Genomic DNA, 14,515 nt, shown 5'->3' with positions numbered 1-14,515 from the left:
GCGCGCCAGATACGCACTGCTGCTACAGAATCCGCGAGATTGCGTCGATCACGGTGTCGGCGAGACCGGCGGCGGTGTGCTCGCCGAGTTCGCCGCGCTGCTCGTCGGCGCGCATCATGATGACGGACTCCACCAGCCGGAAGGGGAGCAGCGTGCGCTTGTCGGTGTCGTCGCCGAGCGCTGCAGCCGCCAGTGCGGCATACGAATCGGCCAATTCCTGTCGAGCCGAACGGAATTCGACGAATCGCTGATCGGCGACCTCGGGTAGGAGATAGAGCGCACCGAGGTTCCAGCGCGACCGCGCCAGCTGATCGATGTCGAATCGCGCGAGTTCGAGGAGTCGCGCCCGGGCGGGTTCGTCGCCGTCGAGGAGCCCCCGCGCGCGTTCGAGGGAGGCGACCACGGTCGTCTCCAGCAGTGTCGCGAGGATGTCGTCCTTGGTGCCGAAGTAGTGGTACATCGACGCCTGTCGGATGCCCACCGCCTCGGCGATCATCCGCGTCGACGTCCCGGTGTACCCGTGGCGGGTGAACAATTCTGCGGCGGCGTCGAGGATCTCCTCGCGGGCGGTCTGCCCGCGTCGCCGAGCCGGTACCAGGCGCGGTCGGCCGCGACCGATCGGAGTCGGGGGCGCGCTCGAGCCGGTGGGCATGCTCGTCTCCTCAGTGCGGTCGGGGCGATTTCTCGACCCTAGCCGACGAATCGTGTGCTTCTGCCGCGCGTGAACCCGCAGGTCGGGGAAGCCCAGGGCGTGTAACGAGGACGTAACCGGAGTTTTCACGACCGGAACATTTCTGTCAATCGATAGAAATCAGCGAGGGCTTACCTATCAGGTGACAGGAAACAGTGCCTGACTCACACCGTGCTCAACGTGGAGCTTCTTCTCCGAAAGGAAGACCGCGCATGACCTCCACCCCCGAAGTGGCTCCCGCGACGCCCTCCTCGCCCGCCGGCGTCCCGGACGCCGACGCCCACGACCTCTCGGCACTCGGCTACGACCAGCAACTCCACCGTTCGCTCGGCAAGTTCGCGTCCTTCGCCGCCGGGTTCTCCTTCGTCTCCATCCTGACCACCATCTTCCAGCTGTTCGGCCTGGGGTTCGGCTTCGGCGGCCCGGCCTTCTTCTGGACCTGGCCGATCGTCTACGCCGGCCAGTTCCTGGTCGCCCTGTGCTTCGCCGAAATCGCTGCGCGGTACCCGATCTCGGGTGCGATCTACCAGTGGTCGCGGCGCATGGGCGGCGAGGTCGTCGGCTGGTTCGGCGGCTGGTTCATGATGATCGCGCAGATCGTCACCGCGGCCGCGGCCGCGATCGCCCTGCAGGTCGTCCTGCCGTCGATCTGGATCGGCTTCCAGATCATCGGCGACGACCCGACCCTCACCACCACGAGCGGCGCGGCGAACGCGGTCCTGCTCGGCTCGGTCCTGCTCGTCATCGTGACCGCGATCAACTGTGTCGGTGTCCGGTGGATGAGCCGCGTCAACAGCATCGGTGTCGTCTGTGAACTCGTCGGCGTCGTGGCGGTCATCCTGGCACTGTTCACCCATGCGCAGCGCGGCCCCGACGTCGTCTTCGACACCGGCGTTCCCGGTCAGCAACCCGGCTACATCTGGGCGTTCATCGTCTCCGGACTCATGGCCGCCTACGTCATGGTCGGGTTCGGATCGGCAGGCGAACTGGCCGAGGAGACCCGGGACCCGCGCCGCGTCGCACCCCGCACCATCCGGATGGCGCTGACCGTCTCGGCCATCGGCGGCGGGCTGATGCTGCTAGGCACCCTCATGGCGGCCCCGACCCTCGACGAGCAACTCGCGACCGGCGGACTGCCCTACGTGCTCGACTCGGTTCTCGGGAGCTTCTGGGGCAAGGTCCTGCTCTGCGACGTCGCGATCGCGATCTTCATCTGCACCCTCGCGATCCAGACCGCCTGCTCGCGGCTGATGTTCTCGATGGCGCGCGACGGCCGGCTCCCGTTCTCGGCGCATCTGTCCCACGTCAACAGCCGCACCGGGACACCGATCCTGCCGTCGATCCTGATCGGTGTGCTGTGCATCGGCATCCTGCTGGTCAACGTCGGCAACTCCGCGATCTTCGCGACCCTCGCCAGCGTGTGCATCATCCTCATCTACCTCGCCTACCTGGCCGTCACCGGTCCGATGCTCTACCGGCGGTTCCAGGGCTGGCCGCATCGCGGCGGGGACACCCCGGCCGTCGACGCCGGCGGGCGAAAGTTGTTCAGCCTCGGCCGTTTCGGAATCGTGGTGAACGCCCTGGCGGTGCTCTACGGCGCCCTGATGGTGATCAACCTGGCGTGGCCGCGGGCCGAGGTCTTCGACCCCTCCGGTGAGATGCCGATCCTGCGCTGGGCCGGCCCCATCTGCATCGTCGCGACCGTCCTCGTCGGGATCGCCTGCTACCCCCGCGGCAAGGAGCATCCGCGACCGGTGAGCACCCGCCTGTCCGCGTAATCCAGGTCGCGACCCTTCGAGGCTCGCTTCGCTCGCACCTCAGGGAGCAGGGAGTTGGTCGCTTCGCTCGCACCTCAGGGAGCGGGCTATTCCGAGGAGCGCAGCCGCAGCCCTCTGATCCCTGAGGTGCGAGGAGCGCAAGCGACGAGCCTCGAAGGGGCACCCCCGAACACCCACTACGACAAAGGAGTTCCCATGAGCACGATCATCGCTCCCGGTACCGGGACCACCTACGGTGCCCGCGAACACGCCCGCTCCCAGGCCGGCGCGATCACCGACAGCATGCCGGTGGTGCCGGCATCGGCCTGGCCGAACCCGCCTGCCGACGTGCCGGCCGCATCGTTGACCTGGGCGGAGACCGTTCCCGGCGGCCGGTACACCAGCAAGGTCCTGGCACGGGGGACCCGGCTGCGGTTCACCGACGTCGCGGGGGCGGCCTGCGCGCACCTGCTGCTGTGGCGCGCCGACGCGCCGTGGGAGCGTCTCAACGTCGCCGACACCGTCAAGGTGCCCTGGCAGGCGTATCTGGGTGCGGGGCATCCGCTTCTCAGCGATCAGGGGCGGGTGCTGGCGACCGTCGTCGCCGACGACTCGGGCCACCATGACGCGCTGTGCGGCACCTCGACTCTCGCCGGAAACGCTGCGAAATACGGAGCGGGCGAGGTGCATTCGGCGAGTCCGGCGGGCCGCGAACTGTTCACCCTGGCGGCGGCGAAGCACGGTCTGGCACCCGCGGATGTCGCCCCGTCGTTGTCGTTCTTCCACGGCGTCACCGTCGACGCCGACGGGTCGCTGCGCTCGACCGGGAGCGCCGGACCCGGCCGGACGGTCGACCTCATCCTGCACCTGCCGTGCACGGTGGCGGTCGTCAACACCGCGCATCCGCTCGACCCGTCGCCCGACTTCGGCACCACCTCCCTGGAAGTGCTTGCGTGGCAGGCGCAGAGCGATCTCGACGCCCTGCTGGCCGACGTCGCCGGCACCGACCCCGAGTACCAGCGCGCCGCCGCCAACTCCGAAGACGTCTGGGCCGCGGCTCATCACTGAGCCGTCCAACAGAGAGGACCACCCATCGTGACCGAGACAAGCACCGCAGTCATCACCGATTTCGCCTCGGCGCCCGCCGCCGAACTCGCCCTCGTCCCCGGCGCCGTCGTCGACGACGCGCAAGTGGGCGAGCGCGCACCGTGGTCGGGTGTCGTCGCCGCCGGCGACGTCCTCACCATCGTCGACCTCCACGGCAACCAGGCCGTCGACACGCTGTTCTACGCGGCCGCCGACACGTCCAGACGGTATTCGGCCCAGGCGACCATCGCCGCGCAGGGCAACATCTTCCTGACCACCGGCAGTGTGATCCGCGATCACGACTCCGCAGCGCTGATGACGATCGTCGCCGACGAGGTCGGCAACCACGACACCCTCGGCGGCGCATGCTCGCAGGAGTCGAACACGCTGCGTTACGGGCACCACACCAAACATCAGCACGCGTGCGTCGAGAACTTCCTCATCGAGGGCAGCCGCCACGGGCTCGGCAAGGCCGACCTCGTCGGCAACGTCAATTTCTTCATGAACGTGCCCGTCGACCCCGACGGCTCGCTGGGGATCGTCGACGGGTTGTCCGCACCCGGCAAGCGTCTGGCGTTGCGTGCCGAGGTCGACACCCTGGTGCTCATCTCCAACTGCCCGCAGATCAACAACCCCTGCAACGGATTCGACCCCACCGCGGTCCGGGTCATCGTCACCCGGCCGTTCTGAGAATCCGCTCCCACCGCGCGCCGACCGAGTCCGACGAGGAATCCACCATCATGACTGCCACCACCCCGGGTGCCGTGACCGTAATCCGGTCCGGTCCGCTCACCACGATCCAGGACTGGCCCGGCCGGGTCGGGTACTGGAAGGTCGGCGTGCCGCCGTCCGGCCCGATGGACGACCTGTCCTTCCGGCTCGCCAACCTCGCCGTCGGCAACCCGGAGACCGCCGCCGGCCTGGAGATCACGCTCATGGGACCCGCACTGCGGTTCGACCGGCCCGCGGTCGTCGCCGTCACCGGCGCGCCGGTACCCGTGACCGTGAACGGAGCGGCTGTGCCGCAATGGGTCCCGCTCACTGTCGCCGAGGGCGACGTCCTCGACATCGGTTCGACCGGTGTCCTGGGCATGCGGGCCTACGTTGCGGTCGCCGGCGGGCTCGACGCCGCCGATCATCTCGGCAGCCGGTCGACCTTCACCATGGGCCGGTTCGGCGGACTCGACGGCCGGGCGCTCGTCGCCGGCGACCGCCTCGAACTACTGGGCGCCGGCCGGGGCGCCACGTCGGATTCTCGGAGACGAGCAGCCGGCCTTCACCAACACGTGGCAGCTGGCCGTGACCGTGGGGCCCCACGGAGCGCCGGAGTTCTTCACCGACGAGGACATCGCCGACCTGTTCGCGACCGACTACGAGGTGCACTTCAACTCCGACCGGACCGGAATCCGATTGATCGGCCCCCAACCGCGATGGGCACGCAACGACGGCGGTGAGGCCGGACTGCACCCGTCGAACATCCACGACACCGCCTACTCCGTCGGCGCTCTCGACTTCACCGGGGACACGCCCATCCTCCTCGGTCCGGACGGCCCGAGTCTCGGTGGATTCGTCTGTCCGGTGACCGTGACGACCGCGCAACGGTGGAAGCTCGGGCAGCTGAAGCCGGGCGACACGATCAGGTTCGTCGCGGTACGCGGCGACCGGGCCGCCTCACCCTCCGAGCTCGGTCTGGGCCGGCGGGCCAGCTTCGTCGACGTCTGGTCGTCGGGTGGCGATCCCGACAACGGAATCCTCGGGACCACGACGACCGCGGACGGATCGACCTCGGTGACCTACCGCCGTTCCGGTGACGACAACATCCTCGTCGAATACGGCGAGATGCGTCTCGACCTCGCCCTGCGTGCCCGAGTGCACGCGCTGGGCGAGCGGATCGCCGCGGAGAGACCGCGCGGACTCATCGACCTCACCCCGGGCATACGTTCGCTGCAGGTGAAGGCGGATCCCGACGTGTGGTCGCAGGCGCAGATGCTGGAGTGGCTGACCGAATGCGAGAGCCAGCTGCCGGCCGCCGAGGACCTCGTGGTGCCGAGTCGTACTGTGCACCTGCCGTTGTCGTGGGACGATCCCGCCACCCGGGAGGCGATCGAACGCTACATGCTGGGCGTGCGATCCGATGCGCCGTGGTGCCCGTGGAACATCGAGTTCATCCGGCGGATGAACGGCCTGGACTCCGTCGACGACGTGTACCGCACCGTCTTCGACGCGAGCTACCTCGTGCTCGGCCTCGGGGACGTCTATCTCGGTGCGCCGGTTGCGGTCCCGCTCGACCCGCGGCATCGCCTCGTCACCACCAAGTACAACCCCGCCCGCACCTGGACGCCGGAGAACGCGGTGGGTATCGGCGGCGCCTACCTCTGCATCTATGGCATGGAGGGGCCGGGCGGTTACCAGTTCGTCGGCCGCACCACGCAGGTGTGGAACCACCGGCATCCGCTGCCGGCACCGGCGTTCGACCCCGAGCATCCGTGGCTGCTGCGGTTCTTCGACCGGATCCATTGGTACCCGGTGAGTTCGGAGGAACTCCTCGACATGCGGGCCGACGTCGCCGCCGGGCGTGGTGAAAGCACGAAGATCGTCGACGGTGAATTCTCGCTGGCCGCGCACCAGCGATTCCTCGACGAGCATGCCGCCGACATCGCGACCCGGCGGGAGAAGATGGAGATCGCCCGGGCCGAAGAGCGCGAACGGTGGTCGGTGCAAGGCGAATTCGCGGCGAAAGCCGCCGGGGCAGAGCTCGCCGGCACCGGGGCGGCGGGGATCAGAGAGGACGCGGAGCAGGTGGCATGAGCAGGATCGACGAGCTGTATGCGCGGATCGCCGAGGCAGACCGTCCGGAGGTGTTCATCACCCTGCGACCCGCCGGTGAGGTCGCAGCCGAGTACGAGCGGTCCGTCGCCGCGGGTGGCCCCTTGGCCGGCGTGCTTCTCGCCGTGAAGGACAACGTCGACGTCGGCGGTCTGCCGACCACCGCGGGATGTCCCGGTTTCGCCTTCACCCCCGAGTCCGATGCGCCCGCGGTCGCCGCATTGCGCGCGGCCGGCGCGGTGGTGGTGGGCAAGACCAACCTCGACCAGTTCGCAACCGGTCTGGTGGGCACTCGTAGTCCGTATGGCGCGGTGCGGGATTCGCGACGTCCCGACCGCATCTCGGGCGGGTCGAGTTCGGGGTCGGCGGTGGCGGTCGCCCTCGGATTCGCCGACATCGCGATCGGGACCGACACCGCGGGGTCGGGTCGGGTGCCGGCCGGCCTGCAGGGCATCGTCGGCATCAAGCCGACCGTCGGTGTGGTCTCGACCGCCGGAGTGGTGCCCGCCTGCGCGAGCTATGACGTCGTCACCGTCTTCGCCGCCGACCTCGCGCTGGCCGACCGTGCGATGGCGGCCATGGCCGGGGCGCAGGGCCCGCGGCCCTTCCCGACGTCGATCCCGTACGCCGCGCCCGAGCGCCCGGTCGTCGCGGTGCCCACCGAGCTGCCCGGGCTCGACGACCGGTGGCGGGCCGCGTTCGACGAGGCGGTGCTGCGTGCCGAGGCGGCGGGGCTCATGGTCAAGACCATCGACCTGTCGCCGTTCCTCGAGGCCGCCCGGCTCCTGTACGACGACGCGCTCGTGGCCGAGCGGTTCGACGCGGTGGGGGACTTTCTCGGCTCCGTCGCCGATCCCGAAGACGCCGGCATCGACCCGACCGTGTCGACGATCATCGGTGCCGCGGCCAGGTTTTCGGCCGTCGACCTGTTGCGGGCTCGCCGTCGGCTCGCAGACCTGCGGTCCGAGGCGATGGAGCAGTGGGGCGACGCCACGGTTCTGATGGTGCCGACCGCGCCGGCGCACCCGACCCTCGCCGAGGTGGCCGCCGACCCGGTGGGCGTCAACTCGCGGATGGGCACCTACACCAACTTCTGCAACCTCTTCGACCTGTGCGGCCTCGCGGTACCGGCCGGGGCAGTCGTCGACGAGGACGGCAGCACAGCACAATTCGGCATCACACTGCTGGGCCGCGCGCATGCCGACGCCGTCGTCGTCGATGTGGCCCGCCGGTTTCTGGGCGACGACACGGTGGCGCCGTCCTGGGCGGAGCGCGGCGACGCGATCGAGCTCGCGGTCTTCGGCGCACACATGCGGGGCGGACCGCTGACCCACGAGCTCGGCGAACGCGGTGCCCGATGGGCGGGTGAGGTCACCACGACCCCGTCGTACCGCCTGGTCGCGCTGGACACGACCCCGCCGAAGCCGGGGCTGATCCGAGATCCGGTTGCCGGCCGCGCGATCCGGGGCGAGGTGTGGACGGTGCCTTCCGCAGCGCTCGGGGACTTCCTGGCCGCCCTCCCCGAACCGATGATGCTGGGCAAGGTCGAGATCGCCGTCGGCGAGACCGGACCTGCCCGCTGGATCGTCGGCTTCGGATGCGCCGCCGACGCCGGCGCCTCCGGGCAGAGTCTCGACCGCGATCGCTGGTAGCCCGGTCGCCGGGTTCGTCTGCGCCGGAACCCGTCTGCGCCGGAACCCGTCTCACGCCCAGTCTGGGACGTCTGTCCAGAACGGCCGCCTCGTGCCATTTCCACCGATCTGACCTCTGGTCGCCGACCGTGATGATTCACTTACTCAGCTCGGGCGGTCGGGGAGAGAGAGTTGGGACGGATGACCAGGGTGGGGCGCAACGGGATTCGACGATCGGACAAGGTCGCACGACGCGAGAACCGGACACAGCGGCGGCAACACCGCGCGATCGCGGGGGCGGTGGCGCTGGCGACCGTCGCCGCGATCGGCGCGGGGCAGGTGGCGGAACCGGCGGTGGCCGACGCGGCGCTGGTCCCGGCGATCCCGTCCGAGATCGACGACCTGCGGAACTGGTCGAACGGTTTCGACAGTGACAATCCGCTGGGAAGCCTGGTGACCACGATCGGAAACGGCGCCCTCGCCGACATCGCGGAGCAGTGGCGGATCCAGAGCTGCATGTCCGGCGCCGTCCGGGACGGGGCCGACTGCGCTGCGTCGAGCACGGAGTACGGCGGCATCGGACTCGCCGTCGTCCTGCCCGACCGCATCGAGGTCGTACCCGTCGCCGTTTACGATCCGGTCAAGCAGGTGTTCGACGGGTTGTCCGGGTCGGTCCTCGGGGACATCATCCGCTGGCTCGGCATCGATCTGCCGCCGACGATGATCGACGGCCCCGCAACCGAGGGTTCGGCGACGGTCGCCGGGAACGGCTTCCAGTTCGCGCTGGCCTACCGCGGTGGCGACGCGAGCGCGACGTCCTACCTCCCGTTGAGCATCGCGACCGCGGGTGCGAGCGACGGACGGACGGCGAGGTCGTTCGCGCTGATCGGGATGGCCCATGCATGGAACACCGGTCCGCTCGATGTCACTGTCCTCGGAGAGAAGATCGGAACGGTCCCCGGTGTCACGGGCGTCGGCTGCTACGGCGGACTCACCGGCGCCTACGCGGAGGGCGTCGGGGCCTGTGCGAATGTGCTGGGCACTTTCGACTTCCGCTGGCAGCAAACAGATGGCGAACTGCAGTTCGCGCTCACCGATCCGACGGCACTGATCGCCGATCCGGGCGGGGTTCTCGGTGGCCTCGGTGCGGAGGTCCTCGAGGGTCTGCTCGCCGGCATCCTGAGCGGCTCCGGCATCGACTTCGACAGCGACTGGATGTCCCTCTCCAAGGACTTCGCCCGCCTGAGCATCGGCGGCGACCACGATCTGTTCAGCGGCAACTTCCTCCGGCTGACGAGCGATTACGGATTCACCGGTCCGATCACGGTCGACTGGCTGGGTTCGACGGTCACCTTCCGGCCGCTGGTCGAGGCCAACGGCGAGCTCCGGCCGAATCGTCTCGGGTTGCCGGTCATCGAGTTGGGTCAGCTCGACACCGGCGAGTTCATCCCGGCCATCCGCATCCCGGCGTACGAGTTCCCGTTCGGTCTGCCCGCGACCGATCCGATCGACACCGGTGCGTCGAACACGCTGGTGTCCGCGAGCCGTTCGACGGAGGAGGCGCCTGTCGAACGGGTCAGCACCGCGTCGCACGACACGCCCGAGGCGGCGGCCGGCCCGGAGGCCGTCGACGCGGAGAGCTACGTCGGCAAGCACCGCGCGGCAGACGAGGACAGCTACGTCGGCAGGCACCGGACGCCGGAACCCTCCGACGACAGCGGCGCGGGGGAGTCGCACGCTCCGGAATCCGACAGCCCGGACGACGACAGCACGGACGACGACAGCACGGAGGCGGGCGACGTCGACGCGGGCAGCGCCGACGAGTCCTCTGCTCCCTAATCCGAAAGAACGACCTGCGTCCTGCTCCCTGAGGAGCGCCCGGAGCTTGCGGAGGGCGCGTCACGAAGGGTCTGGCGACCGAGGCTGCGAAACCCTTCGTGACGCTCGCAAGCTCGCTCCTCAGGGAGCAGGGCGTGACGCTCGGCCCCGCCCTCGGACGGGACTACGCTGGGCACACGACCCCGGGCCGGTTGTGCAGGGCGGGCGGGGCGACCGACCAGGGAGGGCCTCATGGCGATCGATCGGGACAAGAGCAGAGCGGTGTCGGAGGTCGTGCGCGAGCACCCGGTGATGAGCCTGGTCGCGGTGTCCCCGGGCATCGCCGTGTTCGCGGCGTTGCTGTTGCTCGACCAGACCTTTCTGGCGATCCTGTTCCTCATCCTCGCCGTCGGCGGGGGTGCATACCTGCTGACCCGCAAGCGCTGACGGTGTCGCCCGTTCGGAGCCCGCGTCGAGGTATTCGTCGCGGCTACAGTGGTGCGCAATGAGTCCCGCCGGCGCAGAGATGCGCGGTGAACGGGTCGAGGAGAGCGGTGAAGGGAGTCGGCGTCGTGGTCGCTGAACCGGGTCGAGACGCTCCGGCCGGACGTGTTCTCGCGTTCGGGACGAATCGGCTGGGCGGCTGATCGTGTCCACCCGCGTCGACGCCTACATCTGGGCCATCCGACTGACCAAGACGAGGTCGGCTGCGGGCGCCGCCTGCCGTGGCGGGCACGTCCGGGTCAACGGGGTCACCGCCAAACCCGCGCAGCCGGTGGTGCCGGGCGACGAGATCCGGGTGCGGCTCGCCGGGCACGAGCGCATCGTCGAGGTCACCCGGACGATCAGCAAACGGGTGTCCGCGCCGATGGCCGCGGAGTGCTTCATCGACCGGTCTCCGCCACCCCCGCCCAGAGAGATCCTGGCCAGTCAGCCGCGTCGCGACCGGGGTGCCGGCCGGCCGACGAAACGTGAACGGCGCCAGCTGGACCGGCTGCGCGACAGCACCTTCCTCGTCGCGGCGCTGGCCTCGGTCGCGCTTGTCGTCGGCGCATGTTCCGGCGACGAGCCGACGGCCGACCCGAACAAGCCGAACACGCACGAGGCGCCGGCGCAGGCAGGTTCCGGACCGTTCTTCGGCGAATGCGGCGGGGTGTCCCTCGACGAGGTCGTCCGCATCACCGGTTTCGGTGGGCTCACCGAAACCGTGAACAACACCTCGGTGTGCGAATGGGACACGACCGGTTCCAGGACCGGTGCCGTCGCCTCGTTCAACTGGTATCGCGGGTCGCCGATCGGTCGCGAGGAAGCGAACGTGAAGCTCTCGCGCGACGTGACCGACAAACTCGAGATCGAGGGTCACGAGGGGTTCATCGGCTACACGCAGTCAGGTCAGATCTGTGAGGTCGGCATCGGTTTCGGCGCGGACTTCTTCGAGTGGTCGATCCGGGGCGACGCCGCGACACCGCGACCGATCGAAGAGATCTGCGATGCCGCGCGTGAACTGGCGACCCTGTCGATCGAGCGTGCGTCATGAAGCGGCTCGCCGTCCTGATCGCGGCCGTGCTGGTGGGCCTGTCCGTCCTCGCCGGGTGCGCACGGACCGTCGACGGTGAGCCGGTGCCCGTGGGTGCCGCGGACCAGTCCGGCAGCAGCGACATCGACACCGACCAGTTCGACCGCCTGCTGCTCGAATGCGACGTGTTGCCCGACGCCATGATCGCCGACGTCGTCGCCGGCGGCGGATTCGCCGAGCGCTCCTTCAGCGGCGCCATCTGCCGCTGGCTGGTCTCCGGTACCACCGACGTGGTCAGCGTGACGTTCAACTGGTTCGAGTGGGGCAACGTCAACGTCGAGAAGGAGACGGCGAAAAAGCTGGGCTTCGAGACCGAGAACATCAAGGTCGCCAGTCAGTCGGCATTCACCCAGCGCAGCCCCGATCGTCCCGGGGTCTGCGGGGTGACGGCCAGGGCGCCGAGCCGCGGCATCTTCACCTGGTTCGTCGAGCCCCGCGGTGCGCCCCAGGGCGACCCGTGCGTGGCGCCGATCAAACTGATGGAGCTACTGCTCCAGGGCGGTCAGTGAGCCCGTCGAGACCCATCACTCCGGGATCGGCCCGACGACGACGCTGGCCGCGACCACGAGTTCGTCGCCGGTACCCGGGATCATCAGCCACACGGTCAGCCGGTCGCCCTCGCGCACCCGCCGCAGGATGAGCCGGGTGCCGGGCACGATCGGCCGCAGGTACTCGATCACCACGCGGTGCGGACCGTCGACCAGGTCGGGATGTTCGACGAGTTCGTCTTCGATCGCCTCGAGGTAGGCGGCGTTGTTCAGGTGTTTGAACGGGTCGAAGTCGGTGATCCGCAGAACGTGTTCGCGGTCGGGGAAGTCGATCTCGGCGGGGTCGGGGGCCTTCTCCGGGTTCATCGACCGCCAGCGCAGGCGGTGCTCGTCGGTCATCGAGGACAGCATCGAGAACGCCTCGTCGGACAGCCGCGACGGCATGCCCTTCTCGTTGACGTTGATCCAGAACGCCTCGGTCTCGATCAGCCCCGGAGGGCGCGGCCGCGGGTTGAACCGGTTCGTCTCGTGGTCGGCGGTGAGGCGCACGCGCATGTTGGTCCAGCGGGTCGACAGTGCGCCGCACCAGCGCTGCGCGGTGACCGCGGCCGGCCATGTCAGGGGCTCGATGACGTCGATGATGGTGCGCCGGACGATCCAGAACGGATCGGTGTCACCGAACGACGTGGCCTCGATGTTGTCGTTGGCCACGTCCTGGAGGTATCGCGCAACGGCGTCGAGCCGCACCCGCATGTCCTGGTCGACGTCGCCGGTGCGGACCCGATATCCCACCTCGTAGAACTGGGATCCAGGCTTGCGGTCCGGAAGTGATGCACCGGACACTGCTGGCGTAACCTGGCTCACTCGAGTCCCTTCGGTAGGTCGCCGGTATCTTTGCAGCTAAGATACATTCAATCGAAAAAATAGAACACGTTCTACGTGTCGGATCACGAGGAAACAGCAGATGGCGCATGTGATTACCCGCCCATGTTGCAACGATGCCAGTTGCGTGAGCGTGTGTCCGGTGAACTGCATCCACCCCACGCCCGACGAGCCGGAGTTCCTGACGGCGGAGGCCCTCTACATCGATCCGGAGACGTGCATCGACTGCGGCGCCTGCATCGACGAGTGCCCGGTGGAGGCGATCATCCCCGACGATCAGCTGGAGGCGCGCGACGAGCCGTACCTGCAGATCAACGCGGACTACTACAAGGACCACGACGTCGAGGGCGGGCTGGTCCCGCCGCGCAAGGCGCCGCCGCTGCCCGACAAGGAACTGCACGTGGCCATCGTCGGTGCCGGTCCCGCCGCGTTCTACGCCGCCGAGGAACTCGTCCGCAAGCCGAGCATCAAGGTCGACATGTTCGATCGCCTGCCGACGCCCTACGGACTCGTGCGCGCCGGGGTGGCACCGGACCACAGCGCCACCAAGGGCGTGGAGAAGACCTTCGCCTCGGTCGCGGCCAAGAAGAACTTCTCGTACTACCTCAATGTCGAGGTGGGCAAGCACATCAGCCACGACGAACTCGTGGCGCGCTACCACGCGGTGATCTACGCGGTGGGTGCCTCGACCGACAAGCGGCTGGGCATCGACGGCGAGGACCTGTCCAACTCGGTTGCCGCGACGCAGTTCGTCGCCTGGTACAACGGCCATCCCGACTTCGCCGAACTCGACGTCGACCTGTCCGGTGAGCGGGCGGTCGTGGTCGGCAACGGCAACGTCGCGCTCGACGTCGCACGCATCCTGGTCACCGATCCCGACGAGCTCGCCAAGACCGACATCGCCGATCACGCACTCGCGAAGCTGCGGGAGTCGAAGGTCTCCGAGGTCGTGCTGCTCGGTCGCCGCGGTGTCGCGCAGGCCGCCTACACCAACAGCGAATTCCTGGCACTCGGTGAGGTCGAGGGCGTGGACGTGGTCATCGATCCCGACGAACTCGTCCTCGACCCGGCCACCGAGGCGGCGCTGTCCGACGACACGCTCGACTCGACGATCGCCACCAAGATCCGGCTCGCCCGCGAGTTCGCCGAGCGGCCGCAGACCGAGGGGAACAAGCGCATCGTGTTCCGGTTCCTCGCGTCTCCCGTCGAAATTGCCGGTGACGGGGAAGTGGCTAGTCTTACCTGCGTGCGCAATGCCTACGCCGACGCGACCGGGAAAGTCGCGGTGACACCCACCGACGAGCGTTTCGACCTCGAGACCGGCCTGGTCCTCCGGGCCATCGGATACCGCGGTGTGCCCGTCACCGACCTGCCCTTCGACGAGGGACACGGCGTGGTCCCGAACAGCGAAGGGCGCGTCCAGACCGCGGCAGGCGGTGAGGTGATGCCGGGCCTTTATGTGACGGGATGGATCAAACGAGGGGCGACGGGGGGTATCGGCATGAACCGTATCTGCGGCCAGGAGACCGCGCAGGCGGTCATCGCCGACTTCGTCGCCGCGGCCTTCGACGATCCGTCGACCTCTCGGGACGATGTCGACGCCCTCGTGGCCGATCGTGGCGCCAACCGCATCGATCTCACCGGGTGGAAGGCGATCGACGCGGCCGAGAAGTCCGCAGGCAAGGCCGCCGGCCGGGTGCGCGCGAAGTTCGTCAGTGTCTCCGAGTTCGAGGCGGCCGCCACCGCCGGGGCGCGGTGAC

The 14,515-nt window shown here is 68.9% G+C and carries 11 protein-coding genes and 1 pseudogene; 10 read left to right on the top strand and 2 right to left on the bottom strand.

All coding sequences use genetic code 11. The features are described 5' to 3' along the window. Positions 1–22: 22 nt before the first annotated feature. On the bottom strand, positions 23–652 hold the full coding sequence (locus tag KTR9_RS20430) for a TetR/AcrR family transcriptional regulator (RefSeq protein ID WP_010840580.1): 630 nt from the start codon (positions 650–652) through the stop codon (positions 23–25). Positions 653–903: 251 nt separating this feature from the next. On the opposite strand from KTR9_RS20430, the gene KTR9_RS20425 reads away from it, so the two are divergent. From KTR9_RS20425 to KTR9_RS20385, 9 genes and pseudogenes are all read left to right on the top strand, one after another. Beyond that, positions 904–2,469, top strand: a complete 1,566-nt coding sequence (locus tag KTR9_RS20425) for an amino acid permease (protein WP_014927948.1) — start codon at positions 904–906, stop codon at positions 2,467–2,469. A gap of 195 nt (positions 2,470–2,664) precedes the next feature. After that, positions 2,665–3,516, top strand: a complete 852-nt coding sequence (locus tag KTR9_RS20420; protein WP_014927947.1) for an urea amidolyase associated protein UAAP1 — start codon at positions 2,665–2,667, stop codon at positions 3,514–3,516. 27 nt (positions 3,517–3,543) lie between these two features. Further along, positions 3,544–4,224: an urea amidolyase associated protein UAAP2 gene (locus tag KTR9_RS20415; protein WP_014927946.1), complete on the top strand. Its 681-nt coding sequence runs from the start codon at positions 3,544–3,546 to the stop codon at positions 4,222–4,224. 50 nt (positions 4,225–4,274) lie between these two features. Continuing rightward, a pseudogene (locus tag KTR9_RS20410) lies at positions 4,275–6,342 on the top strand (5-oxoprolinase/urea amidolyase family protein). Next, positions 6,339–8,012, top strand: a complete 1,674-nt coding sequence (gene atzF / locus KTR9_RS20405; RefSeq protein WP_014927943.1) for an allophanate hydrolase — start codon at positions 6,339–6,341, stop codon at positions 8,010–8,012. The pseudogene KTR9_RS20410 and the gene atzF overlap by 4 nt, the downstream one beginning before the upstream one ends. 180 nt (positions 8,013–8,192) lie before the next feature. Then, positions 8,193–9,830 (top strand): hypothetical protein, encoded by a 1,638-nt coding sequence (locus tag KTR9_RS20400; RefSeq protein ID WP_049942611.1) that lies wholly within the window; start codon positions 8,193–8,195, stop codon positions 9,828–9,830. Between the two features lie 231 nt (positions 9,831–10,061). Continuing rightward, positions 10,062–10,256: a hypothetical protein gene (locus tag KTR9_RS20395; RefSeq protein ID WP_014927941.1), complete on the top strand. Its 195-nt coding sequence runs from the start codon at positions 10,062–10,064 to the stop codon at positions 10,254–10,256. A gap of 202 nt (positions 10,257–10,458) precedes the next feature. Then, positions 10,459–11,346, top strand: a complete 888-nt coding sequence (locus tag KTR9_RS20390) for a DUF3558 family protein (RefSeq protein WP_014927940.1) — start codon at positions 10,459–10,461, stop codon at positions 11,344–11,346. Next, positions 11,343–11,894, top strand: coding sequence for a DUF3558 domain-containing protein (locus KTR9_RS20385; protein ID WP_014927939.1), 552 nt, complete (start codon positions 11,343–11,345; stop codon positions 11,892–11,894). The genes KTR9_RS20390 and KTR9_RS20385 overlap by 4 nt, the downstream gene beginning before the upstream one ends. A 15-nt stretch (positions 11,895–11,909) precedes the next feature. Here the strand turns inward: KTR9_RS20385 and KTR9_RS20380 are convergent, their stop codons facing one another. After that, complete coding sequence (locus tag KTR9_RS20380; protein WP_014927938.1) at positions 11,910–12,737, bottom strand: acyl-[acyl-carrier-protein] thioesterase; 828 nt, start codon at positions 12,735–12,737, stop codon at positions 11,910–11,912. 100 nt (positions 12,738–12,837) lie between these two features. On the opposite strand from KTR9_RS20380, the gene KTR9_RS20375 reads away from it, so the two are divergent. Next, the gene (locus KTR9_RS20375; protein WP_014927937.1) at positions 12,838–14,514 is read left to right on the top strand and encodes an FAD-dependent oxidoreductase; all 1,677 of its coding nucleotides are present in this window, start codon (positions 12,838–12,840) and stop codon (positions 14,512–14,514) included. Position 14,515 lies beyond the last annotated feature (1 nt).

Source organism: Gordonia sp. KTR9, assembly GCF_000143885.2.
Lineage (GTDB): Bacteria > Actinomycetota > Actinomycetes > Mycobacteriales > Mycobacteriaceae > Gordonia.
The sequence above is the reverse complement of the archived record's forward strand: the minus strand, read 5'-3'. Positions and strand labels throughout refer to the sequence as shown.

Coding starts and splice junctions, on each gene's coding strand:
- KTR9_RS20400 (WP_049942611.1), top strand. CDS start 8,193: ATGACCAGGGTGGGGCGCAACGGGATTCGACGATCGGACAAGGTCGCA.
- atzF (WP_014927943.1), top strand. CDS start 6,339: ATGAGCAGGATCGACGAGCTGTATGCGCGGATCGCCGAGGCAGACCGT.
- KTR9_RS20395 (WP_014927941.1), top strand. CDS start 10,062: ATGGCGATCGATCGGGACAAGAGCAGAGCGGTGTCGGAGGTCGTGCGC.
- KTR9_RS20375 (WP_014927937.1), top strand. CDS start 12,838: ATGGCGCATGTGATTACCCGCCCATGTTGCAACGATGCCAGTTGCGTG.
- KTR9_RS20425 (WP_014927948.1), top strand. CDS start 904: ATGACCTCCACCCCCGAAGTGGCTCCCGCGACGCCCTCCTCGCCCGCC.
- KTR9_RS20420 (WP_014927947.1), top strand. CDS start 2,665: ATGAGCACGATCATCGCTCCCGGTACCGGGACCACCTACGGTGCCCGC.
- KTR9_RS20385 (WP_014927939.1), top strand. CDS start 11,343: ATGAAGCGGCTCGCCGTCCTGATCGCGGCCGTGCTGGTGGGCCTGTCC.
- KTR9_RS20430 (WP_010840580.1), bottom strand. CDS start 652: ATGCCCACCGGCTCGAGCGCGCCCCCGACTCCGATCGGTCGCGGCCGA.